The 22,761-nt window shown below is 68.4% G+C and carries 19 protein-coding genes; 10 read left to right on the plus strand and 9 right to left on the minus strand.

From position 1 onward, the window contains the following. Window positions 1-6: 6 nt before the first annotated feature. Complete coding sequence (locus E7Z54_RS08770) at window positions 7-690, minus strand: TetR/AcrR family transcriptional regulator (protein ID WP_136432899.1); 684 nt, start codon at window positions 688-690, stop codon at window positions 7-9. Between the two features lie 74 nt (window positions 691-764). Further along, window positions 765-2,294, minus strand: coding sequence for a long-chain-fatty-acid--CoA ligase (locus tag E7Z54_RS08775; RefSeq protein WP_136432901.1), 1,530 nt, complete (start codon window positions 2,292-2,294; stop codon window positions 765-767). A gap of 118 nt (window positions 2,295-2,412) precedes the next feature. On the opposite strand from E7Z54_RS08775, the gene E7Z54_RS08780 reads away from it, so the two are divergent. The 6 genes from E7Z54_RS08780 to E7Z54_RS08800 all read left to right on the plus strand — a co-directional run bounded on the left by E7Z54_RS08780 (window position 2,413) and on the right by E7Z54_RS08800 (window position 10,395). After that, complete coding sequence (locus tag E7Z54_RS08780) at window positions 2,413-3,597, plus strand: alpha/beta hydrolase (RefSeq protein ID WP_136432903.1); 1,185 nt, start codon at window positions 2,413-2,415, stop codon at window positions 3,595-3,597. Then, entirely contained in the window at window positions 3,594-6,638 is a 3,045-nt protein-coding gene (locus E7Z54_RS08785) for a cytochrome P450 (RefSeq protein ID WP_136432905.1), read from the plus strand. The genes E7Z54_RS08780 and E7Z54_RS08785 overlap by 4 nt, the downstream gene beginning before the upstream one ends. A 19-nt stretch (window positions 6,639-6,657) precedes the next feature. Continuing rightward, the gene (locus tag E7Z54_RS23070; RefSeq protein ID WP_168798237.1) at window positions 6,658-6,921 is read left to right on the plus strand and encodes a hypothetical protein; all 264 of its coding nucleotides are present in this window, start codon (window positions 6,658-6,660) and stop codon (window positions 6,919-6,921) included. Next, window positions 6,918-8,003: an alpha/beta fold hydrolase gene (locus E7Z54_RS08790; protein ID WP_168798238.1), complete on the plus strand. Its 1,086-nt coding sequence runs from the start codon at window positions 6,918-6,920 to the stop codon at window positions 8,001-8,003. The genes E7Z54_RS23070 and E7Z54_RS08790 overlap by 4 nt, the downstream gene beginning before the upstream one ends. A gap of 50 nt (window positions 8,004-8,053) precedes the next feature. Then, window positions 8,054-8,812 (plus strand): SDR family NAD(P)-dependent oxidoreductase, encoded by a 759-nt coding sequence (locus tag E7Z54_RS08795; protein ID WP_136432908.1) that lies wholly within the window; start codon window positions 8,054-8,056, stop codon window positions 8,810-8,812. 107 nt (window positions 8,813-8,919) lie between these two features. Further along, window positions 8,920-10,395, plus strand: a complete 1,476-nt coding sequence (locus E7Z54_RS08800; protein ID WP_136432910.1) for an aldehyde dehydrogenase family protein — start codon at window positions 8,920-8,922, stop codon at window positions 10,393-10,395. A 59-nt stretch (window positions 10,396-10,454) separates the two neighbouring features. On the opposite strand, the gene E7Z54_RS08805 is transcribed toward E7Z54_RS08800, so the two are convergent. From E7Z54_RS08805 to E7Z54_RS08830, 6 genes are all read right to left on the minus strand, one after another. Next, window positions 10,455-11,744, minus strand: coding sequence for an ABC transporter substrate-binding protein (locus tag E7Z54_RS08805; RefSeq protein ID WP_136432985.1), 1,290 nt, complete (start codon window positions 11,742-11,744; stop codon window positions 10,455-10,457). Next, window positions 11,744-12,793, minus strand: a complete 1,050-nt coding sequence (locus E7Z54_RS08810) for a branched-chain amino acid ABC transporter permease (protein ID WP_136432912.1) — start codon at window positions 12,791-12,793, stop codon at window positions 11,744-11,746. Before E7Z54_RS08810 ends, E7Z54_RS08805 begins: the two co-directional genes overlap by 1 nt. Next, window positions 12,793-13,671: a branched-chain amino acid ABC transporter permease gene (locus tag E7Z54_RS08815; protein WP_136432914.1), complete on the minus strand. Its 879-nt coding sequence runs from the start codon at window positions 13,669-13,671 to the stop codon at window positions 12,793-12,795. The genes E7Z54_RS08810 and E7Z54_RS08815 overlap by 1 nt, the downstream gene beginning before the upstream one ends. Window positions 13,672-13,684: 13 nt before the next feature. Then, a complete protein-coding gene (locus E7Z54_RS08820; RefSeq protein WP_136432916.1) occupies window positions 13,685-14,407 on the minus strand; it encodes an ABC transporter ATP-binding protein in 723 nt (240 codons plus the stop codon). Beyond that, complete coding sequence (locus E7Z54_RS08825; protein ID WP_136432918.1) at window positions 14,404-15,243, minus strand: ABC transporter ATP-binding protein; 840 nt, start codon at window positions 15,241-15,243, stop codon at window positions 14,404-14,406. Before E7Z54_RS08825 ends, E7Z54_RS08820 begins: the two co-directional genes overlap by 4 nt. 470 nt (window positions 15,244-15,713) lie before the next feature. Continuing rightward, window positions 15,714-16,841 (minus strand): XdhC family protein, encoded by a 1,128-nt coding sequence (locus E7Z54_RS08830; RefSeq protein ID WP_136432920.1) that lies wholly within the window; start codon window positions 16,839-16,841, stop codon window positions 15,714-15,716. 209 nt (window positions 16,842-17,050) lie between these two features. On the opposite strand from E7Z54_RS08830, the gene E7Z54_RS08835 reads away from it, so the two are divergent. From E7Z54_RS08835 to E7Z54_RS08850, 4 genes are all read left to right on the plus strand, one after another. After that, window positions 17,051-18,940 carry a galactose oxidase-like domain-containing protein gene (locus E7Z54_RS08835; RefSeq protein ID WP_136432922.1) on the plus strand — a complete coding sequence of 630 codons (1,890 nt, stop codon included), beginning with the start codon at window positions 17,051-17,053 and terminating at the stop codon, window positions 18,938-18,940. A gap of 3 nt (window positions 18,941-18,943) precedes the next feature. After that, window positions 18,944-19,489 carry a hypothetical protein gene (locus E7Z54_RS08840; RefSeq protein WP_136432923.1) on the plus strand — a complete coding sequence of 182 codons (546 nt, stop codon included), beginning with the start codon at window positions 18,944-18,946 and terminating at the stop codon, window positions 19,487-19,489. Window positions 19,490-19,579: 90 nt separating this feature from the next. Next, complete coding sequence (locus E7Z54_RS08845) at window positions 19,580-21,802, plus strand: xanthine dehydrogenase family protein molybdopterin-binding subunit (protein WP_136432925.1); 2,223 nt, start codon at window positions 19,580-19,582, stop codon at window positions 21,800-21,802. Between the two features lie 12 nt (window positions 21,803-21,814). After that, window positions 21,815-22,279 (plus strand): (2Fe-2S)-binding protein, encoded by a 465-nt coding sequence (locus tag E7Z54_RS08850; RefSeq protein ID WP_136432927.1) that lies wholly within the window; start codon window positions 21,815-21,817, stop codon window positions 22,277-22,279. Here E7Z54_RS08850 and E7Z54_RS24375 read toward each other — a convergent pair. Further along, window positions 22,222-22,611 (minus strand): transposase, encoded by a 390-nt coding sequence (locus E7Z54_RS24375; RefSeq protein ID WP_136432929.1) that lies wholly within the window; start codon window positions 22,609-22,611, stop codon window positions 22,222-22,224. The genes E7Z54_RS08850 and E7Z54_RS24375 overlap by 58 nt on opposite strands. Between the last annotated feature and the right edge of the window lie 150 nt (window positions 22,612-22,761).

Consider the following 22,761-nt stretch of genomic DNA (forward strand, 5'->3'; position numbering starts at 1 on the left):
CTCGCTTCAGGAAGCGGCTTTGCCCTCGGTCTCCGCAACGACCTGCATCGCGTCCCGGACGGCCTTCGCGGCCCGCCCCGCCGGGTCGCTGAGCTCTGTCACGCGGTCGCGGTCGACCAGCAGGCTGCCCAGGACGAGGTCCACCAGAGCGCTTCCGATGGCATCGATGGGGCGATCGCCGTCCGGGTGGAACCAGGTCCACGCCCACTGCGCCGAACCGAACATCAGCAGCGCGTCGACGGTGGGGTCCACCTGGCGGAAGACCCCAGCGTCGACTCCGGCCTGGATGACGTCCCGAACGCGGGTGAAGTACTGCTGCCGCAGCTCTGCTCCCTTGGCCATCGACTCCTCGTCAGCCAGCCTGACGACCTCGCGCTGGAACGCGACCGTCGCCGCGCGATCCTCCACGTGGTACAGCATGAAGGCGTGGAGCGCGGCCGCGAGCTGCTCGGCCGGGTCTTTCAGCTTCTCGAGCATGTGGTCGAGCTCGGCCAGCCGGCGCGTCATGTAGGACTCATGCAGCGCTGCGAGGATCCTGTCCTTGGTGCCGAAGTGGTGCACGATCGTGCCCTTGGACACGCCGAGCTCCTTCGCGACCAGACCGAAGTTGACGCCGTCGTAGCCGATCTCGGCGATGTGTCGGGTGAACGTGTCGAGGATTTCGTTGTACCGTCCAGCACCGGTCGCCATCAGGGCTCCTTCTGTCCGCGGAGTTGCGAGTCGCTTGTCAAGCCCACTCTAGAGGAGCCTGACCGCACAGGCGGTCATCCGAACTTGGCTTTGAGGTCGCGCTTGAGGATCTTCCCCGTGGGGTTCCTGGGAAGGGCGTCGACGAAGGTGATGCCCGTCGGGCACTTGTAGTGGGCGAGTCGCTGACGCGCGTACGCGATCAGCTCGGATGCCTCGGGCTCCGAGCCGCTCTCGGGGGTGACGATGGCGTGGACGGTCTCGCCCCACTTCCGGTCGGGCAACCCGATGACGGCGACTTCAGCGACCGCAGGGTGCTGGATCAGGACGCGTTCCACCTCGGCGGGGTAGACGTTCTCTCCGCCGGTGATGACCATGTCCTTGACCCGGTCCTCGATGTAGAGGTATCCGTCCTCGTCCATCCGGCCAGCGTCCCCGGTCCGGAGCCACCCGCCGACGATCGATTCGGCTGACGCATCGGGCTTGTTCCAGTAGCCCAGCATCACCTGGGGCGACTTCACCCAGAACTCGCCGACCTCGCCGAGTGCGGCGTCCTTGCCGCTGCTGGGGTCGACGACGCGGACGTCGCTTCCGGGCAGCGGGCGTCCCGCCGAGGCACGCAGGTGGGCACGCTCGGGGTCCCGGTGGTCGTCGGGTCCGAGGACGCAGAAGACCCCGGACATCTCGGTCATGCCGTAGACCGAGTACAGCGGGGTGTCCAGCGTCGCCAGGGTCTTCTCCATGAGCGGGGCGGGCATGGGGGAGCCGCCGTACCCGATCACGTGGAGACTCTTCGTGGCCTCGACAAGGTCGGGCTGGGCGAGCAGCATCTGGATGAGCGCGGGCACGAAGAAGGCGTGGGTCACCTGCTCGTCCTTGATCAGCTTCAAGAGGTCCGCGGGGACGGCGTCGCGGGCGATGATGGTCCGCCCGCCGGCGTACATCCCACCGATGGCCCAGCTGGTGCCTCCCACGTGGAAGAGCGGCATCGCCACCAGGTTCACCGTCGACTCGTCCATCTTGTACGCCGGCAGCAGTGCCTCGCTGTGGGCAGCAAGGCCGGCCTGCGAGAGCATGGCGCCCTTCGGCCAGCCCGTCGTGCCTGACGTGTAGAGCTGCAGGAAGCAGTCGTCGGCGGAAGCGTGGTGGCGCTCGGAGAGGGGCGTGCCGGCCGCGACGAGCGCCTCGTACTCGTCCTGGTCTCCGCCGAGGACGACGATCCGCCGCAGCTTGGGCAGCTCGGACCGGATCGCCTCCACGGAGCTGGCGAACTCCTCGCCGACGATGAGGATCTCGGCCGTGGTGTCGTCGATGACGTAGGCGAGCTCCTCGGGCGACAGGCGGAAGTTGACGACCGCGTGGGCTGCGCCCAGCAGGGAGGCCGCGAAGGTCGTCTCGAGGCAAGCGGGATGGTTCTTGTCCAGGAAGGCTATCCGGTCGCCCTCGGTGACGCCCTCGGCGCGGAGGGCGCCCGCCAGTCGCAGGATGCGGGCACGGAGCTCGGTCCAGGTCCAGGCCCGGCTGCCGAAGAGCAGTGCGACGGCATCGGGGTGTTGGCTGGCCTGGCGTTCGATGATCTCGAAGATGCCGTTCGGGGTAACGCCCATGGTTCCTGCTCCTGACTGTACGTGCGGTCAATACGACGATGGGATCCGAGCATAGGCGCAATGTGAGCGAGGGCACAAGAGTTGACTGACCGTGCGTACGGTCACTAGCCTGTTTCGCATGGTCACCCCCTCCAGCAGCAGCGGCGAGACGTGCGATCGCGACGTCGGGCTGGACCCGAGGGCGCGAGCATTCCTGCGGATGCTGGAGATCTGGGGCTGGCCGCCGACGTGGACGCGGACGCCCCGGCAGGCACGTCATGACCTCCGGATCCTGCATGCAGCGACCGGCAGCTGGCGCCCCGTTCGCGACGTCCGCGACGCGAGGATCCCCGGACCCGACGGCACGATCCCGGTCCGGGTCTACCGCCCCGGGCGCCGTGGGGACACGGATCGGCCCCTGATCGTTTACTTCCACGGTGGTGGCTTCGTCATCGGTGACTTGTTCACGGCCGACGGCGCGTGTCGCCGGCTGGCGAACGCCGCCGGGGCGACGGTCGTCTCGGTGCACTACCGGCGTGCTCCCGAGCACCCGCTGCCTGCGGCCCAGGAGGACGCCTACGCCGCCGCTCGCTGGGTCCAGCAGCACGCACGCCAGCTGGGCGCAGATCCTGGCCGCCTGGTCGTGGCTGGTGACTCGGCCGGTGGGGGACTCGCCGCCCACGTCGCGCAGCGCCTTCGCGACGACGGCCGCGCACCGGCGGCGCTGCAGGTGCTGGTGAATCCCGGTCTGGACTTCAGCCTCGAGCACACCGACCGGGACCCGGCACTCGCCAGGTTGCTGGACTGGGACACGATCGACTGGTTCGCCGCACACGCGGTTCCGCCAGCGGTCGATCGCACCGACCCGGTGATCTCTCCCTCGCGGGCCCCCGACCTGACCGGCCTCCCGCCGGCCGTCGTGATCACGGCCGGCGTCGACCCGTTCCGCCAGGACGCCAAGCACTACGTGCGGGCGCTGGAGTCCGCCGGTGTCGCCGTCGAGTGGCACGACTTCCCCGGCCAGCTGCACGGGTTCACCGACATGGACCTGGTCTTCCCGGCCGCCCGCGACAGCCTCCAGCGGATCGCCACGGCCGTTCGTCGAGCCACCGCGGCAGAGATGCCCGTCGCCCTCGTCTCCGACGAGCGCATCCCATGGAGCCGACCAGACGGAGGGCTGCTGCGGCGACTGTGGGAGGACGCCCAGAGGCTCCCGCTGGTCAACGGACCCGACGCGCTGCGCAGCCTGCTCGCCGCCCGGCTGACCACGGCAGCCTTCCGGCTGCACCCGTCGACAGGCACCTGCGGAGGGGCAGGGCCATGACCACTGCACTGAGCGACATCCTGACGCCGTCGATGTACGCCGACGGCATCCCGCACGAGGTCCTGCGCGACCTGCGACGCGAGCATGCCGTCGTCTGGGTCGACGAGCCCGCCACGGAGACGTTTGCCGGCGGCCGGGGCTACTGGCTGGTGCTCCGGCACGCCGAGGTGAGTCACGTGTCCCGTCATCCCGAGGACTTCTCGTCGTGGCGAGGCACGAGCTTCCTGCGCGACCAGCGGCCGACCGATGTCGCCGTCCTGCGCAGGATGATGCTAAACATGGATCCGCCCGAGCACAGCTCGTTGCGCAAGATCGTGAACCGGGCGTTCACGCCGAAGGTGATCCGGCAGCAGCTCTTCGAGGCCATCAAGCGGCACGCTTGCGAGGTCGTCGATGCCGTCTGCGAGACCGGCGAGACCGACTTCCTCGCCAACGTCGCTGCCGAGATGCCGCTGCTCGTGCTCGCCGACGTGCTGGGCGTGCCGCCCGAGGACCGGAAGCTCCTGTACAGCTGGACGAACCGCCTCGTCGGCATCGACGACCCCGAGTACGGCGGTGACCCCCAGGGATTCCTCTCCGCGTTCACGGAGATGTTCGCCTACTGCCGGGCCGCCACCAAAGAACGGCGCACGAGGCCGACCGAGGACCTCTGGAGCACGGTCGTCAACGCCGAGGTGGACGGTGAGTTCCTTTCCGACGACGACCTCGACCGGTTCTTCCAGCTGCTGGTCATCGCCGGCAACGACACCACGCGCAACCTGCTGGCGAACACGATGCTCACCCTGTCGGAGCATCCGAACCAGCTCGCCAGGCTGCGCGAGGATCTCTCGCTCCTCCCGGGCGCCGTCGAAGAGGTCCTGCGCTTCAGTCCTTCGGTGATCCAGTTCCGGCGCACCGCCACGCGGGACCTCGAACTCGCCGGACAGTCGATCGCCGAGGACGACCGCGTGATCATCAACTATGCATCGGCGAACCGCGACGAGAGCGTCTTCGCGGACCCGGATCGGTTCGACATCACCCGCGATACGAACCCGCACATCTCCTTCGGGGACGGCACGCACTACTGCCTCGGGGCCAACCTCGCACGTCTGCAGGTTCAGACCCTGCTCACCGAGCTATTCACCCGGTTGCCCGACATCGAAGTGAGCGGCGAGGCCAGCCACATGCAGTCCAGCTTCATGAACGGCATCAAGCACCTGCCGGTCCGCTTCACCCCAGCGGAGAGACGAGGGCCGCTGGTCGTCGCGGGCGTCGACCTGGAAGACGGACCTGCCGAGGACGACGTCGCCGCTGAACAGCCCGCTGCACCGGGACACGCGACACCGATGCTGGTCCTTTTCGGCTCCAACTTCGGGACCGCGGAGGAGGTGGCCGACGACCTCGCGAACGCCGGCCGCGCTCGCGGCTTCGACGTACGCGTCTCCACCCTCGACGAGGCGGTGGACGACCTGCCGACCCAGGGCGTCGTGCTCATCGCCACCGCCACCTACAACGGCACTCCACCTGACAACGCCGTGAGGTTCGCGGAGTGGATCACTGCCCAGGCGCCTGACCTCAGCGGCGTGAAGTTCGGCGTCTTCGGGTGCGGTAACCACGAGTGGGCCCCGACGTTCCAGGACTTCCCGCGGCTCGTCGACAGCCGGCTCGAGGAGCTGGGTGCCACCCGCCTGCACTCCCGCGGCGAGGGCGACGTCGCCGCGGACTTCGACGGAGACCTCCAAACCTGGGAAACGGCCCTGTGGCCCAGCCTCGCCGAGGCTTTGGGCATCGACCTGGGAGCCGTTGCGGGATCCTACGAGCCCCGCCTGCGCATCGAGTTCCTGCCGAGCGACCGGCCCAGCCCCTTCGTCGAGTCGCTCGACGCCCGGCCCATGCGGATCATCGAGACCCGGGAGCTGACGACGCCCGACGGTCCAGTGGCGGTGCGACCCGTACGTCACGTCGAGCTCCAGCTGCCGAAGGGCGTCACCTATCAGGCGGGTGACCACCTCGGCGTCATCCCGCACAACAGTGACGCCCTGGTCGCCCGCGTAACACAGCGGTTCGACCTCGAGCCGGACGCATGGGTGCGGCTAGTGGCGGACCACGGTGTCAGCTCGTTCCTCCCCGTGGGGGAGCGGGTGACCGTGCGGCACCTGATCAGCGACTACGTCGAGCTGCAGGGGGTGGCCGGACGTCGCGACATCGAGCGACTCCTGGAGCACACCGAGTACCCCTGGACCCGAGCCCGCCTCGAGCGGCTCCTGGACGGAGACACCTACCGCGCCGAGGTCCTGGCCCGACGCATTTCGGTCCTTGACCTCCTCGAGATGCATCCGACGTGTCGACTGCCGTTCGAGGTCTTCCTCGAGCTGTTGAGCCCCCTGTCGCCGCGCTACTACTCGATCTCCTCGTCGCCGCGCGTACAGCCGGACAGGTGCTCGATCACCGTGGGCGCCCTGGTCGGCGAAGCCCGGTCGGGGAACGGCACCTTCCACGGCACCTGCTCAAGCTACCTGTTCGCCCAGGAGGTCGGCCGGGTGGTGCACGCGTTCGTCCGGGACACGGCCAGCTCCTTCCGGCTACCTAGTGACCCGAGCGTCCCCGTGGTCATGGTCGCCGCGGGCACCGGACTGGCACCGTTCCGCGGCTTCCTGCAGGATCGCGCCGCGGCCAGGCGAGCAGGCACCGACTTCGCTCCGTCCCTCCTGCTCTTCGGCTGCCGCCACCCGCAGTCGGACGAGCTCTACCGGGGCGAGCTCGAACAGCTCGCCGAGGCAGCCGGCGTACAGCTCGCCTGCGCCTACTCGCGGGTGCCTGACCTGCCCCGTGTCTACGTCCAGGACCGCTTGCAGGCCATGGGCGCGCACGTCATGGACCTGCTCGAACGAGGCGGAGCGCTCTATGTCTGCGGCGCCGCCGCGATGGCCGACGGCGTCCGCTCGACGCTCCTCGACCTGCGCTCCGAGCTGTGCGGGGAGAAGGCGGAGGACGCCGAGGCATGGCTGCAGCAGCTGACCGAGGACCGGCGGTGGCTCGTCGACGTGTGGGCCACCGGATGAGGATGGAAGGGAGTCGCCGATGAAACTTCCAACGTGGGTCAGCCTCGACCCGGCAAAGGCCTTCTTCGCCGCCGAGCGAAGGCTCTCGCCACGACTGGAGGCGGCGCTAGGCACCGACGCCGCCCTGGACACGCTCGCTGTCGCGTTCGCCCTTCGTCGCCTCCTCGGCCGCGCGGCGGACGGCGTCGCCAACCGGGCCGTCGAGATCGCGGGGCTCCCCTCCAGCCGCCAGCTGCGGCAGCTGCAGGCGTCACTGGACGCGCTCGACAGAGCAAACCGGTGACCGCCCTACTGGCAGGGATCACCGCGCCGGTTCGTGGGGCGCGCGCCCGCGCAGCCCGAAACGCCCAGCGCACCGTCAATGCGCTGCGCCTCGCCGGGGGACTCGACCGGCCCCAGACCGGTCACTCCCAGCACACCATCGCCTGGCGGCAGGGCAAGGCATCCCTGAGGCACTACACCGACGTGACCGGCGGACGCCCGGTGCTGCTCGTCCCCAGTCTTATCAACCGCAGCCACATCTGGGACCTCCGCCCGGGGGACAGCTTCGTGGAGGGCCTGCAGGCGGCCGGTCATGACGTCTTCCTCGTTGATTGGGGAGTGCCGGACGAACGCGATGTCGGAAACTCCATGAGCACCTACGTGGACCAGTACCTGCCCGCCGCGATGACTGCTGCCCGCGAAGCGACCGGGCAGAACCCGGTGGTCATCGGCCACTGTTTCGGCGGCGTCATCGCTGCGTTGTGGACCGCCTCGACCGACGCACCGCCGGCCGCCCTCATCTGTCTGGGTGTGCCGACGAACTGGCTCGAGATGGGTCCGCTCGCCCAGATGACCCGGCAGGGGCGGATCGATCCCGAGGACATCCTCGACCGAACCGGGAACGTCCCGCCGACCACGCTGCTGCGGTCGTTCCAGATGCTGCGCCCCCTGGGCGACCTCGGCGGCTACGTGATCCTGTGGACACGCCTGCACGACAGAAGGGCCGCACAGGCGATCTGGGCACTCAGCAACTGGGCCCGGGACCACGTGCCCTTCCCCGGGGCTGCGTTTGTGGACATGGTTCGTCGGATCAGCCGGGGGAACGGCCTGGCAACCGGCTCCGTCGTGCTGGGAGATCGCGCGCGCAACCTCTCCGCCATCAAGGTGCCGTTCCTCAACATCTACGGCACCTACGACCACGTCACTCCGCCAGCCTCCGTGACGCCGCTGGCCGACCTGGTCGGGTCCGACGACGCGGAGACGCAATCCCTCAAGGCGGGCCACGTCGGGCTGCTCGTGGGCAGCTCGGCCCGCAAGCAGACCTTGCCGGCGGTGACGGCCTGGCTCGATGCCCGCGGCCTGGGTGCTGCCTCCCAACGCTGACCGAGCACACCGCTTGCGGCCGAAGTGCCGATCTACACCTGAGGAGACCCATGGAGCTCGACAACACCACCGCCCTCGTGACCGGAAGCGCCTCTGGGCTGGGCGCCGCCACGGCGGCGGCCCTGGCCGCCAGGGGCGCACGCGTCCTGGGACTGGACCTGCCCAAGGCGCTCGACAGCGCTCCTGAGGTCAGCGGCGTGGAGTACGTCGGGACAGACGTCACCAACGCCGACCAAGTGCGATCTGCCGTCGATCACGCGGTCCGTGGTGGCGGGCCCCTGCGGACGGTCGTCAACTGCGCCGGCATCGGCCCTTCCACACGGATCCTCGGCCGCAAGGGTGTGCACGACATCGCCCTCTTCGCGAAGGTGCTCGAGGTGAACCTCGTCGGCACGTTCACGGTCATGGCGACGGCCGCGGAGGCCATCGCAGCCTCGGAGGCGGATGAGCACGGGCAGCGCGGTGTCGTGGTCAACACGGCGTCGATCGCCGCCTTCGACGGCCAGATCGGCCAGGCTGCCTATGCCTCGTCCAAGGCGGGCGTGGTCGGCCTCACCCTGCCTGCAGCCCGCGATCTCGCGCAGCACGGCATTCGCGTGTGCACGATCGCACCGGGCATCGTCGAGACCCCCATGCTCGCCACGGTCAGCGAGGAGTATCGCGTCGGCCTCGCAGCCGGGGTGCCCTTTCCGCAGCGGCTCTGCCGGCCGGAGGAGTTCGCTCGACTCGTCACGATGATCATCGACCACGACTACCTCAACGGCGAGACGATCCGCATGGACGGCGCACTCCGAATGGCCCCGCGATGATCCGTCCAGAGCCGCGCGGAACTGTGCCCCGGCTGGACCCGGGCGCTCACAACGCCCGACAGCCTGACGGCGCGTCACTCTCAGAACCGGCAAAGGAGATCACGGCAATGACCACGGCTGCAGCGACCACAGAGGTCACCCGCGAAGAGCTGACGAGGCTCCTGGAGCAACAGCGCGCGGCCCACGCCGCCGACCCGATCCCCGACGCGGCCACGCGCCGGAACCGGCTGGACAGGTTCGTCGCCGCAGTTCTCGAGCACGCTACCGAGCTCACCGACGCCCTCGAGGCCGACTTCGGCAGCCGTCCGCCGACCACCTCGCTTGAGCTGGACATCCTGTCCGGACTGACGAGCATCGAAGCCACCCGTGAGCACCTCGAGGAATGGCTGGCGCCGACGGAGCTGCCGGCCGCGCTACGGGGCGGTGTTCCCGCGGTCATCCAGCACCGCCCGAAGGGAGTCGTAGGGATCATCGGCCCCTGGAACTTCCCGGTGCTCCTCGTCTTCGTGCCTGCCGCCGAGGCGCTCGCCGCCGGCAACCGGGTGATGATCAAGTTCTCCGACATGGCTCCGGGCACCGGCGAGGTGTTCGCCCGCGCGGTCGCCTCGCGCATGGGGCCCGACGAGGTCGTGGTCGTCAACGGCGGCGTCCAGACGGCAACTGCCTTCTCCGACCTGCGGTTCGACCACCTTTTCTTCACCGGGTCGCCCAAGGTGGGCAGGCTCGTCGGCGCCGCGGCTGGCCGGAACCTCGTGCCGGTGACCCTCGAGCTGGGTGGCAAGAACCCGGCGATCGTGGCCCCCGACGCCGATATCGCGGACGCAGCCACACGCATCGCTGCGGGCCGGCTGATCAACAACGGGCAGGTCTGCCTCTGCCCCGACTACGCCTTCGTACCCGAGTCCGCGAAGGAGCAGTTCATAGAGGCGTACCGGGCCGCGGTGCTCTCGCACTTCCCCACGTTCGAGGAGAACCCGGACGTGGTGTCCATCGTGAACGAGGCGAACTACGCCCGCGTCACCGGACTGATCCAAGACGCGAAGGCCAAGGGGGCGACCGAGGTCGTGATCCTTCCCGAGGAGGAGCGGGACCGGGTGCTGGACAGCACCATGCGCCGGATCCCGCCGACGCTGCTCCTCGACACCTCGCCGCACGCAGAGATCAACGCCGAGGAGATCTTCGGCCCAGTCCTGGTCGTGCACACCTACGCCGACGTCGACGAGGCGATCGACTACGTGGCAGCGGGCGAGCACCCGCTCTCGTCGTACTGGTACGGCGGTGAGACGGCAGAGTTCGAGCGATTCCTCGTCCGGACGACGTCGGGCGGGGTGTCGCGCAACGACACCGCCCTTGCCTACCTCAACCACGCAGCGCCCTTCGGTGGCGTCGGCATGAGCGGATCGGGCGCCTACCACGGCAAGGCCGGATTCGACACGTTCTCGCACCACCGCACGATCGCCCAGAGTGACCTGCCGGTGATCGTCGCGAAGTCGCTCGTCGCCCCGCTCCCGCCCGAGCGGGTCGAGCGAGTTGCCGCCGCGGCGGCCGAGGCAGCCAGGAACGCCGTCGCGCGCTTGAGCTGACCGGCAGGTAACGAGAAGCGCCCGGATCCCAGCACGGGATCCGGGCGCTTCGTTCGCGACTACTGCGGCAGACCGTCTTGCGGTGCCTCAGCCGGTGGCGTGGTCGACTCGACGACGTCGCCGTCACCGTCGTCGGTGGTGTAGATCGGCGAGGCGGGCTCCAGCACCCCGGCTCGAGCCACGTAGACCTGCGTGCCGGACGCGCCGCTGTGGTTGTCTTCTGAGTACTGGAACGGCGTCAGCATCGGGCCCCTGATGCCACCCTTCGCGACCGCGTCGACCAGGCTGTCGCGCGTCAGGTCCTCGCCGGCACGCTCCAGGGCCTGAGCCACGGTGTACGCGACCGACATGCCGTAGACGGTGTTGAAGTCGAACCGGGCGTTGCCGTTGTAGTCCTGGTTGATCTCCTTGAACAGCTTGATCCAGCTGTTGTCCGCGGCAGTCGAAACGGGCAGATACGCCGAGGTGATCGCACCTTCGGTGAGCTCGATCGTGTCCTCCTTGAGGAACCCTTCGAGCGTGGGGATGTCGAACCCGGAGCCCGTGAAGACCCACTGGGTCTTGAAGTCCTGGCGGGCGGCCGTTCCGAGTGTCAGCGCCGAGAAGCCCGCGGTTGTGAAGGAGACGGTCACCTGGCACCCGGCCGACTTGAGGGCGCCGATCTGGGGCGCGATGTCGGTGTTGGCCGGTGAGTACTCCTGCTTCTGCGCTACTTTCACGACCTTCTCCAGGCCTGCGAGGCCGTCGGCGCCGAAGTCGTCGGCCTGACCGAAGAAGCACACCGTCTTGTCGGGGAACTTCTCGGAGATGTAGGTGCCGAGGACCTTGCCCTCGATCGTGTAGTTGGGCGAGAAGCCGAACGCCGCGGGGTGCTTGTCGGGCTGGTTCCACACGCGGCTGCCCGACGTCGGGAACAGGTTCGGCACCTTGTTCTGGGTGAGGAAGTCAGAGACGGCCGACACCGTGGGTGTCCCCAGGGAGGCGGCCATGGCGAACACGTTGTCCTGCAGGACCAGCTTCCTGGTCTGCGAGGCGGTGTTGCTCGGGTTGTAGGCGTCGTCGGCGATCTTCAGCTCGATGCTGCGTCCGTGCACGCCGCCGTGCTCGTTGAGGTAGTCGAAGTAGGCCGTCATCGCCTTCCCGATCGCGGCATAGGGCGCCGCCGGGCCGGAGAGCGCCTGGGTCGAGCCCAGCAGGATCGTGTCCTCGGTGACTCCGGGGGCGCCCGCGGTGGCGTCACCGGAGGTACCTCCGCAGCCCGCCAATCCACCGAGCGCCAGCGCCGCGGCGCCCGCGCTCGCTGCGCACCGCCTGAACAGCCCGACCTGACGTCGGGACGAGGCTCGCATCATTTCTTTCCTCCTACGGTTTCCATGAGTTGGAGAAGCCGGGGAGCAATGCGTCCCAGCGTCCCTTGGATGCCGCCGGGTACGGCGAGCATCACGACGATGAGCAGCACGCCGAAGGCGGCGAGCGGCAAGTGGGCGGCCAGTCGGTCGGTCTGAGCCGTCGACAGGCCCAGGTGTGCAACCCGGTCCTCGATGAGGCGGCCGAAGTAGAGGACGATCACGGTCCCGATCACGGCTCCCCGCATGCTTCCGAGCCCGCCGATCACGACCGCAGCCAGCAGGTAGATCGACAGGAACAGCGTGAAGGCCCCCGGAGATGCGATCTGGAGGTAGAGCACGCCCAGGATCGCGCCGCCGGCCCCGGCAGCAGCCGAGCTGACGACGAAGGTATTGATCTGGACGCGCGCCACGCTGAGCCCGCACAGCTGCGCCGCCACCTCGTGGTCGCGGACGGCAGCCATCTCGCGGCCCACGGGGGAGTACTTCAGGTTGGTCAGGAGGAAGAGAACCAGCAGGGCAGTGCCCAGGCTGACCAGCGCGCTCCACTGGTAGGACGTGAGGGCGGCGCTCAACGGTGCAGGCACCTCGGTCAACGGCATGGTCAGGCCCTGGTCGCCGCCCAGCAGGTGATCGAAGTAGGTGGTGACGCCGACAACGCACGCCCCGAGCGCAAGCGTCGCTCCGGCCAGGTAGGGCCCCCGGAGCCGGGCCGCGACGGCGCCGACCGCGATGCCCACCACGGCTGCCGTCACGGATCCGACGAGGAGCGCGACGAACAGGTCCCCGGCGGAAGCCAGCGAGTCCTCGCTGCCGGACCGCAGGTACAGCGCGGCGCTGTAGGCACCGACCGCCATCAGGGCCGCGTGGCCCAGAGACAGTTGGCCGTTCACGCCGATCAGCAGGGTCAGGCCGGCCGCCGCACAGACGTAGGCGGCGACCTGGATGTACTCGAAATTGCTCACGTCCTCGGACTGCAGGACCAGCAGGGCCACGACGGCCGCGGCGGCGAGGGTGAGCAGGCCGTGTCGGACAAGCTTGATCTGAAGCACTAGACGCTCCTTGCGGTCGTACCGGCGAAGAGGCCGGCGGGCTTGAGCAGGAGGACGCCAAGCAGGAGCACGAACGCCGCCACGTAGGTCAGCTCACTTCCCAGGTAGCCGCTCGCGTAGCTGAGGGCGAGACCTGTGGCGACGCCGCCAATCATGGCTCCGCTGAGGCTGTCCAGACCTCCGATGACGGCTGAGGTGAAGCCGAGGACGAACACCAGGTCCATGGCCTGCGGGAAGAGCCCGAGCCCCGTCGGGACGACCAGCATCGCCGCCAGAGCCCCGACCACCCCGGCGATGACCCAGCCCAGCGTCAGGATGTGCCCGACCTTGATGCCGTGGAGCCGCGCCACCACGGGATTGAAGGCGGTTGCCCTCATCTGCAGGCCGATCCGGGTCCGGGTCAGGGTCCAGGCGAGTAGTGACATGACCACGCCGACCGCGAGCAGGGTGAACAGGTCCTGTCGTGAGAGCAGGGCAGTGCCACCGAGGTGGAGCAGGTCCCGGCTGAAGGCCGTCGACAGGTGGCGCTCGGTGGGACCGAACGCGATAGCAAGTGCCGACTCGATGACGATGAGGAGGCCGATGCCGATCACGATGGGATTCAGGTGCCCCTGGCGATCTGCACTCCGGAAGACGGTCAGCCGTGCCGCTGCACCCAGGGCGCCACCTAAGACCAGGGCAGTGGTGAAGCCGAGCCAGTAGGACCCGCTGTACTCGATCACCGCCATGCCGCCGTAGGCGCTGGCGACCGCCATGGCGCCTTGGGCGAAGTTCAACACGCGCGTGGTGCGGAAGATGATGACGAGGGCAATTGCGACTGAGGCGTAGATCGCTCCGAGCGCGACGCCGTTCACGGTGAGGAAGACGAACCGATCCATCGGGTGGTCCCTTTCAGTAGCCCAGGTAGGCATGGCGGATGGCCTCATCGCCACGCAGTTCGGAGGCCGCCCCGCGGGCGACGACGCGACCGAGTGCCACGACGAGAGCGCTGTCGGCGATTGCGAGAGCGCTTCCGACGTTCTGCTCGACCAGCAGGACCGTGAGGCCGGTGTCGTCTCGGAGCTGGGCGAGCTGCGCCAGCAGCTGGGCGACGACGGAAGGGGCGAGCCCGAGCGAGGGCTCGTCGAGGAGCAGCGCCTTGGGTCGGCTGACCAGCGCCCGTCCGAGTGCGGCCATCTGGCGCTCACCGCCCGACAGTTGGTGCCCGAGCGCCTCGCGTCGCTTGGCAAGCCCGGGGAAGAGGTCGAGCACCTCTGCCACAGCGAGCTCGGTCGTACGACGGGCTGTCGCCCCGCGGCGCCAGCTTCCGCCGAGCCGGAGGTTCTCCGTGACCGTGAGCTCCCGGATGATCCCGCCACCTTCGGGAACGTGGGCGAGACCGCGGGGCATCAGCTGCTCCACGGGAAGGGCCGAGACGTCCTCCCCGTCGAGGACGACACTGCCCGCAGTTCGCGGCACCAACCCTGAGATCGCCTTCAAGAGCGTCGACTTGCCCGCTCCATTGGCTCCTAGGACGGCCGTGATGGTGCCGGCAGGGAGGTCCACCGAGAAGTCGTGCAGGACGGGCGCGTTGCCGTACCCCGCCTCTAAGGCTGTGACGGTCAACGTATTCATGCCGGCTCCTCGGTCAGGGTGACGGCGGTCCCGGCGTCGACCTCGATGTCCGTGGGATCAATGCCGAGATAGGCGGCGGCCACCGCAGGATCCGACTGGATCTCCGACGGCGTACCCGCAGCGACGAGCCGGCCGAAGTCGAGGACCACCACCTGGTCGCAGACCCCCATGACGAAGTCCATGTGGTGCTCCACGAGCAGGACCGAGCACGGGGAGTCCGGGTCGCCCGGCAACGACTTGACCAGCTCTGCCAACGGCTCGAAGTCCTCGGCACCGAGTCCGCCCGCGGGCTCGTCGAGCAGTAGCAGTCGCGGCCTGGTGACCAGGGCGCGGGCGAGCGCCACTCGCTTCTGGACGGGGTAGGGAAGCGCCGATGCCTGGCGCTCGGCGTGCTGCGCCACCCCGAGCCGATCCAGCCCCTCCGTGCTGATGCGTCGTGACTCACGTTCGTCCCGCGCACTGCCCGGCAGGCCCAGGAGGGACGACACGTAGCCGGCGCGTCGTTGGGTCGTGCGACCGAGCATGACGTTCTCGACAGCCGTCAGGTGGGGGAAGAGTCCGACATCCTGAAGGGTGCGGGCGATGCCCTGGCGAACCAGGCGTCGCGGCTTGGGGTGGAAAGGGTGACCGTCCCACGTCAGCTGCCCGGCGGACGGACGGACGAAGCCGCTGACGACGTTGAACAGCGTGGTCTTGCCGGCGCCATTCGGGCCCACGAGTCCCACCACGCTTCGTGGTGGAACAGACAAGGTGACGTCTTCGAGCGCCCGGAGTCCACCGAACTGGACGGTTACGCCGGAGACGCTGAGACCGGAGTCAGGGGATCCCTTGAGCATCGTGCCTACCTCTGGTGTCGCCTCGTCAGACCATCTGACCGTACGCACGGTCAGTAGTGTGCGGGAGGTCACAGGCCGATGTCAATAGCGGTAGGAGCCGGCTGGCGGCCGGGCCGTCCCTGTCATCTGCTGGCGCGGTTCGAGGGGGGTGAGCGGGTCTGAGACGCCTTAACGGGCGGCCTATTCCTGCGTGTCCTGGGGGTCGGAGTCCCTCGAGTTGTCGGCATGGGCAGACCAAGTGCGACCGGTTGCCAGGGCGATCGGATTAGGGTCTGGATGTGGAGCTGCGGGTGGCGGATGGCCGGGCTGTTGTTGGCTGCTGGCGCTGGCAGCCGACCGGCGACGGTGAGTCTCGCGCCGTTCACCATCGTGGGGGTGAGCGAGATTGTCACCACGATGGCGCCGAGGTCGGCCGTCGCAAGGGATGAGCCGCCCCCAGCGCCAGGCCGCGGATGCTCAACGGCCGACCGCTACGAGAGGGCAGCGTGGTGGATCCGGCCCGACGTGCTGCTCAGGGGCTGCCCTGATCCGCCCCAGCGCTGAGAAAGGATCTCCGCCGCAATGCTGACCGCCGCCTCTTCAGGCGTGCGGGCGCCGAGGTCCAGGCCTATCGGACTCCGCAGTCTGCCCAGCTCGGATTCGGTCAGTCCCGCCTCGCGGAGGCGCGTCATCCGGTCGTCGTGGGTACGACGCGAGCCCATCGCGCCGACATAGGCCACCTGGGGGAGGCGTAGGCCCACCTCCAGCAGGGGTACGTCGAACTTCGGGTCGTGGGTCAGGACGGTGATCACCGTCCGGCTGTCAATGCGTCCGGCGGCGGCTTCGGCTGCGAGGTACCGGTGAGGCCAGTCGACGACGACCTCGTCGGCGTCGCGGAACCGGGCGGCTGTGGCGAACACCGGTCGCGCGTCGCAGACTGTCACGCGGTATCCCAGAAACGCGCCTATGCGCGCCGTCGCCGCAGCGAAGTCGATCGCCCCGAACACCAGCATCCGCGGTGCCGGTGTGAAGGCTTGAACGAAGACCCGCAGGCCCTCGCCTCGGCGTTCGCCATCAGGTCCATAGGAGAGCACCTGGGACTGGCCGTGGACCAACAGACCCCGTGCGTCGTCGCGGACGCCGTCGTCGATGCGGCCGCTGCCGAGTGATCCCTGCGCAGAATCTGGACGCACGATCATCCTCCGGCCGACGCGAGCACTGTCGGGGTGGTCGACCACGGTCGCGATCGCCACGGGATGGCCTCGCTCGATGTCCGCGAAAACGTCCTCGAGCTCTGGGAACGTGGCGCGATCGACCTGCTCGACGTACACGTCGATGATCCCGCCACAGGTCAGTCCAACGGCGAAGGCATCGAAGTCGGAGACGCCGTACCGCTGCAGCACCGGCGTGCCCGCCGCCAGGACCTCCTGGGCGAGCTCATAGACCGCGCCCTCGACGCAGCCGCCGGACACGGACCCGAGGACGGCCCCGTCTAGTCCGACGATCATCGAGGCGCCGGGCGGCTGCGGCGCGGACCGGAAGGTCGCCACGACCGTCCCGACGGCTACCCGATTGCCGGTTCGCCACCAGTCCACGAGCTCGGGCATCACCTCACGCATGACATCCCCTGCATGCGAGCCGCGCCGGCCTGATTGCTTTGTGAAGGCACTTACGCGTCGCGAAAAATTGACCGCTCATACGGTCAATTTAGAGTCGCTGGAGAACCGGCACAAGTCATCCGCTTGCGGCTGCCCAACCCTGGCGTCTAGCCTGACCGCTTGTACGGTCAATTTGTGAGCTTGCTGCCATCAGTCGAAGCGAGGCCCTCATGCGATGTGCTCCTGTCCTTGCCGCGTTACTTCTCGTCACCGCAGCCTCCTCGCCGTTGGTCGTACCTGCGGCAGCGGAGACGTCGTATCCAGAAGAGGTCGGCGCCTTTGGTGCATTGTTCGCGGACCCGTCTGGACATGAGTGCCTGGAGGCGCAGGACTCGTCGGGGGAGCGGTGCAAGCCGACGGCGGTGAGCGTCGCGGTCCTGCCGAACGGCCGGATCCTGTACTGGGACGGCATCGAGGGGATGAATCACGTCGGGCTCAACGTCGTCCTTGAGTTCGGCGAGAAGGCAATGGGCGATCAGGCGCGGGTGCTGGATCTTTCAGGCCCTGAGCCGTCATGGTCGGTGCCGATGCCGGCGGACACCAACGGCAACCCGGGCGGCTACGACCAGAACGCCGAGTACCTCCCGCTGATCCCGCACGACAACGACAACAAGGACAACGACGGCAACCTGTTCTGCGCGGCGCACGTCTTCCTGCCCGATGGACGGCTGTTGATCAACGGGGGCACCGCGTACTACTCCGAGCCCAGTATTCCGGGCACGAACTTCGGGGTGCTCGAGCCGGTGGGCATCAAGAACACTCGCATCTTCGACCCGAAGACCAACACGTTCGAACCCGCGGCGGACATGAGCTACGGCCGGTGGTACCCATCGACGGTCACCTTGCCCAGCGGCGAGGCGTTCACCGTCAGCGGTGTGCGTAAGCTGGTCAAGCCGATCTACTTGGAGAGTCCTGTCACCGACTGGGTGACGAACGTCCGGCAGACGGAAACCTACAACCCGACGACGGGCAAGTGGAGGACAAACCCCTCGAGCGCGGACAAGTCCCTGCCGCTGTACCCGCGGATCCATCTGCTGCCCAACGGCAAGGTGTACTACGACGCGGCGGGGCAGGCCTTTAACCCGATGGGTGGGGCCTACGACCAGGCCCTTTGGAACCTGACCAGCGTCTACGATCCCGCCACCCAGTCCTGGAAAGACCTGGGCGTCCCTGTGATCAACGGCGTTCCCGCAGGTTTCCGTGGCTCCGGGTTCTCGGTCATGCTGACGCTGAAGCCCGACCAGGACGGAAGGTACAACTCGGCCGAGGTGCTGTCTGGCGGCGGCGTCCTAGGCATGACTCCGGGCACTTACCTCGGCTCCGACAGCGTCACCCTCAACACCATCGACACGGCGAACGGCGACAAGTTCACCAGCAAGTCGGTCGAGCCGATGCACCAGCCGCGCTGGTACGCCAGCGCCGTGGTGCTGCCGGATGGGAAGGTGTTCGTCGCCAACGGCGCCAACGTCGACGAGGACGTCACTCCTGGCCTCGGCTTCCCGATCCGCGAAACCGAGATCTTCGATCCGGAGACGGGCAATTGGACCGAGGCCGCGCCCCAGACGCAGGGTCGGACCTACCACACCACCGCGACCCTGTTGCCGGACGGCCGGGTGATGCTGGGCGGGCACGCTCCCTTCCCACTGATGTTCGGGCCGCAGAACAACATCCTGCACGACACCCTGGGCACCAGCAGGAACACCACCGACCCGAGCTTCCAGATCTTCTCACCGCCGTACCTGCATTGGGGTGAGCGGCCGAAGATCGCCGCGGCGCCGGCCAAGGCGGTGAACGGGAGCACGATGAAGATCGTCGTGGACAGCCCCACCTATATCAGCAGCGTGCGCATGGTGCGCAATCCGTCGTTGACGCACCTCGTCGATCCCGATCAGCGGACTGTCGAGCTGGCGGTCCTCGACCGATCGGGCAACACGCTGACGCTGGCGGTGCCGGACAACAAGGTGCTGCCGCCCGGCCCGTACATGCTGTTCGCCAACCGCGACTCGGAGCGCGGTGAGATCCCCTCGGCGTCCAGTCCGGTGCTCGTCGCCAGGAGCTGAGTGGTGCCCGGCACGGGTAGGGGCATCGCGGCGGCCGCAGGCGCCCTCGCGATCTCGATGTCCACCGTTCCGGTCGCCGCCGCGCATGGTGGGAGTGTCGGGGCGACCGACGGCAGCTATCGGGTGGTGGTCCATCATGCTCCGCGCGGCGTCGTGGTGCACCCGCTGCAGGGCCGGGTAGCCGGGTTCTTCGTCGAGGTCGCCGCTGGGCACCGGCTGGTGGTCCGTACAGCTGAGGGTGTGGTCCTTGCGTCGATCGGCGCGGCAGACACCGTGGCGAGCGGCAGCTGGTTGGAGGAGCGAGTTCGGATGCCCGGCCAACCGCCCGTGCACGGCCACCTCGCCGTCGTGAATCGCTGGCGCGTCCCGGTCACGTACGACGCTGCGCCAGGGGCGATCCGCGGCGTCGTGGAGTGGGTTCCCTCAGGACCGCACGACGACCGCAGCATCCCGACCGGCTTCATGCTCGGAGTCGGCGGAGGGGCGTCGGCGACGGTGGCGGCTGTCGGGCTCGCGCGCGTTCGAAGGCGGCGACGCGCCGCCCCTTGAGAACGTCGTCACCCCTTGCGGGACGTCGACCAGTCCCATACCGTTCCCAACGGTGACCGCATGTACGGTCAGAATATTGAGGAGGCTCCCATGGCGGAGGAGACCCGCGACCAGGCCGGCATCGGTCGCCGGCGGTTGTTGACCTATCTTGTGGCGGCGCCGACGCTGACCGTCGCCGCACGCTGGGGCCTTGGTGCCGAAGCGGCGCATGCGGCGATACCGAGTTCGCCGCGGCCCTCGGAGCTGTACGACGTCGGCGACTTGTACAAGCAGGCATGCGAGCCGACCAAGAACCTGGTGCTGCTCGAGGTGGCACAGGACGGCGATGCCTGGTTGTGGCTGCACCGCATGGAGGTGGGTCAGGGCATCACTACCGCCTGCGCGATGCTCGTGGCCGAGGAGCTGGACCTCCCGCTGTCCAGGGTGCACGTCCCGATGCGCGACGCCGACCCGGCGCTGCTGTACAACCAGCTCACTGGTGGGTCGACTGCGATGCGAACGGTCTACGACCCGATCCGCCAGGCCGCGGCCGAGGCGCGGGCTCGCATGGTCGCGGCGGCGGCGCATCAGTGGGACATCGCGGCCGAGCAGCTGAGCACTCGAGACGGCATGGTGGTGGCTGACGACGGGCGTACGGCGACGTACGCCTCGCTCGCCGTAGCCGCTGCCGACCCCGGGCTGAGCCCGACAGGCGTCACGCCCAAATCAGCTGCGGAGTTCCGGGTGATCGGCAAGCCGGCCGGCCGGATCGACGCACGCAAGATGGTGACGGGGCAATTGGAATACACCCTCGACCTCAACGTGGTTCCGGACGCAAAGCCGTGCCTGGTGCACCGTCCGCCGACGATCCAAGGCAGGCCGCTACGGGTCCGCAACGACGCCGAGGTGAGGGCGATGCCCGGAGTGATCGACATCGCCGTCATCAAGACCGGGGTGGCCATCCTCGCCGAGACATTCGGGCAGGCGTGGGACGCGAAGAAGGTGCTCAGGGTCGACTGGAGCGCCGGCACTGTCGACGGCCTGAGCAACGAGGACATCTTCGCCAAGCTCGAGGCGGCGACGGTCCCGCTGGCGGTCCCGGGAGGCCTGCTGGACACCATCGACGCGGAGTTCCGGTTCGCACCGGTCAGCCACGCCCCGCTGGAGACCAACTCGGCGATCGCCGACGTGCGCCGGGATCACGCGGAGATCTGGTCCGGACTGCAGACGCCGATCTTCGCGCAGCAGGTCATTGCCGAGGAGCTGGGCCTGCCACAGGACGCGGTGAAGGTGCACGTGGTGCAGTCAGGTGGCGCGTTCGGGCGGCGGTTGTTCCACGACGGCGCCATGGAAGCCGCGCGGGCCTCCAAGGCGTTCGGGAAGCCGGTGAAGCTGATGTGGACCCGCGTCGACGACATGCGGCACGGCCGTATGCGTGGGCCGAGCTTCCACCGGGTGCGGGCGACCCTGGCGGCCGGCCAGGTGGCGTCCTACGAGCACCGGATCACCCAGACCAAGACGGACTTCAGTCATGGCCTCGGCGAGCTGATCACCGCGAAGCTCTCGGCCGGCGCGGGCAACTACACGTATGCGCAGAGCTTCTTCAACATGATGGTCGAGTGCCCGTACAACTTCGGCGTTGTCACCGAGGTGCTGCACGAGCCCGAGGACATCATCCTCAACACCGCTGCCTGGCGGTCGGTGTACTCCGCGATGGTGCGGGGCGCCGAGGAGCTGGTGGTGGATCAGATCGCCGCGAGGCTCGGCAAGGACGCCTACAAGTTCCGCCGCGAATACCTCAAGCACGAGAACGTCCGGGCGGTGTTGGACAAGGTTGCCCTTGAGGGCCGCTGGGGCCGAACGATGCCCCGTGGGCATGCCCAGGGGATCGCGCTGCACGTCGAGCACCGCTCGTCGTGCGCCTTCCTGGTCGAGATCGATGCCACGGATCCCAGGCGGCCCCGGGTCTATCGGGCCACGATCGCGGCGGACGTGGGCCGTCCGATCAACCCGCTCGGGATCGAGGCGCAGATGATCAGCGGCCTGACCGACGGCATCTCCAGCACGTTGCGCGCGGGGCTGCACATCAGGGACGGCCTGCCACTGGAGGGTAGTTACTCGCAGTCGCACTTCGCCCGACAGAAGGACAGCCCTCGCGACGTGAAGGTGTTCGTCATGCCGCCCAGCCGTGAGGAACCCGGCGGCGTCGGCGAGCTGCCGGTGCCCGCCGCTGTCGGGGCTATTGCCTGTGCCTACGCGCGGGCCACAGGCACGTGGCCGCGGCACTTCCCCATCAACTTCGAGGTCGACTTCGACCCCTTTCCGACCGACTGAGCGGAGTCTCCCGTGCCCACTTATACCTTCACCGTCAACGGCAAGAAGACGACGGTCGACGCGCCCGCAGACCTGGCCATGCTCTGGGTACTCCGGGACAAGCTCGGAATCACCGGACCCAAGTTCGGCTGCGGCATCAATGTCTGCAAGGCCTGCACCAGCCACCTCAACGGCAAGGCGTTTAACCCCTGCGTGACCCCGGTCTCGGAGTGCGCGGACAAGAACGTAACCACCATCGAGGGCCTCGCCGAGGGCGACGAACTGCACCCCGTGCAGCAGGCGTGGCTGGACCAGGACGTCGCGGAGTGCGGCTACTGCCAGCCCGGACAGATCATGGCCGCGGTCGACCTGCTCAAGCGCAATCCGAACCCCAGTGACGCGGACATCGAGGCGATCGAGAACGTGTGCCGCTGCGGCACCTACTTTCGCATCCGCGAAGCCATCAAGCAGGCCGCCCGCGATCTGGCCCGCGGCTGATGCGGATATGCCACTCTGATTTCTCGCATCCAGCTTTTTGGGACACAGCCGGGACACAAGCCAAAGGCAATCGACCCCCGGCACTGGAAGAGCTTGAGCAGGTTGCGGGTGGCGCAGATGAGCTTCCATTCGCTGTCGGCGGTGGTGAGGCCTCGGCGGGAGATGGTTCGGATCTTGCGGTTGTGCTTGATCTGGGCGAAGACGGGCTCGATGGCCCCGGCTCTTCGGGCGTAGGTTCTGCGTCCGCGGGGGGCTGTCGATCTTGGCGATGGAGGCGGCGGTGAGCTGGTCGGGGTCGCCGGCTTGTCGTCTGCGGAGGATCTGGTTGACACGGGGCACCGAGACTCCGAGTTCCGCCGCGGCCTCGGGCTTGGTCAGTTCGCCGGCTTGAACCTGGTCGATGACTTGGCTGCGGCGCTGCTCGGTCTCGGCGATCTTGCGGAGCTTGGGGGCCCGGCCGGGTGCGATGAACGAATCGACGC

It is taken from the genome of Nocardioides sp., from assembly GCF_004803405.1.
GTDB classification, from domain to species: Bacteria; Actinomycetota; Actinomycetes; order Propionibacteriales; family Nocardioidaceae; genus Nocardioides; species Nocardioides vastitatis.

Excerpts from the sequence above, each read along its gene's own strand:
- E7Z54_RS08770 (WP_136432899.1), bottom strand. The coding sequence starts at position 690 with ATGGCGACCGGTGCTGGACGGTACAACGAAATCCTCGACACGTTCACC.
- E7Z54_RS08775 (WP_136432901.1), bottom strand. The coding sequence starts at position 2,294 with ATGGGCGTTACCCCGAACGGCATCTTCGAGATCATCGAACGCCAGGCC.
- E7Z54_RS08780 (WP_136432903.1), top strand. The coding sequence starts at position 2,413 with ATGGTCACCCCCTCCAGCAGCAGCGGCGAGACGTGCGATCGCGACGTC.
- E7Z54_RS08785 (WP_136432905.1), top strand. The coding sequence starts at position 3,594 with ATGACCACTGCACTGAGCGACATCCTGACGCCGTCGATGTACGCCGAC.
- E7Z54_RS23070 (WP_168798237.1), top strand. The coding sequence starts at position 6,658 with ATGAAACTTCCAACGTGGGTCAGCCTCGACCCGGCAAAGGCCTTCTTC.
- E7Z54_RS08795 (WP_136432908.1), top strand. The coding sequence starts at position 8,054 with ATGGAGCTCGACAACACCACCGCCCTCGTGACCGGAAGCGCCTCTGGG.
- E7Z54_RS08800 (WP_136432910.1), top strand. The coding sequence starts at position 8,920 with ATGACCACGGCTGCAGCGACCACAGAGGTCACCCGCGAAGAGCTGACG.
- E7Z54_RS08805 (WP_136432985.1), bottom strand. The coding sequence starts at position 11,744 with ATGCGAGCCTCGTCCCGACGTCAGGTCGGGCTGTTCAGGCGGTGCGCA.
- E7Z54_RS08815 (WP_136432914.1), bottom strand. The coding sequence starts at position 13,671 with ATGGATCGGTTCGTCTTCCTCACCGTGAACGGCGTCGCGCTCGGAGCG.
- E7Z54_RS08820 (WP_136432916.1), bottom strand. The coding sequence starts at position 14,407 with ATGAATACGTTGACCGTCACAGCCTTAGAGGCGGGGTACGGCAACGCG.
- E7Z54_RS08825 (WP_136432918.1), bottom strand. The coding sequence starts at position 15,243 with ATGCTCAAGGGATCCCCTGACTCCGGTCTCAGCGTCTCCGGCGTAACC.
- E7Z54_RS08830 (WP_136432920.1), bottom strand. The coding sequence starts at position 16,841 with ATGCGTGAGGTGATGCCCGAGCTCGTGGACTGGTGGCGAACCGGCAAT.
- E7Z54_RS08835 (WP_136432922.1), top strand. The coding sequence starts at position 17,051 with ATGCGATGTGCTCCTGTCCTTGCCGCGTTACTTCTCGTCACCGCAGCC.
- E7Z54_RS08845 (WP_136432925.1), top strand. The coding sequence starts at position 19,580 with ATGGCGGAGGAGACCCGCGACCAGGCCGGCATCGGTCGCCGGCGGTTG.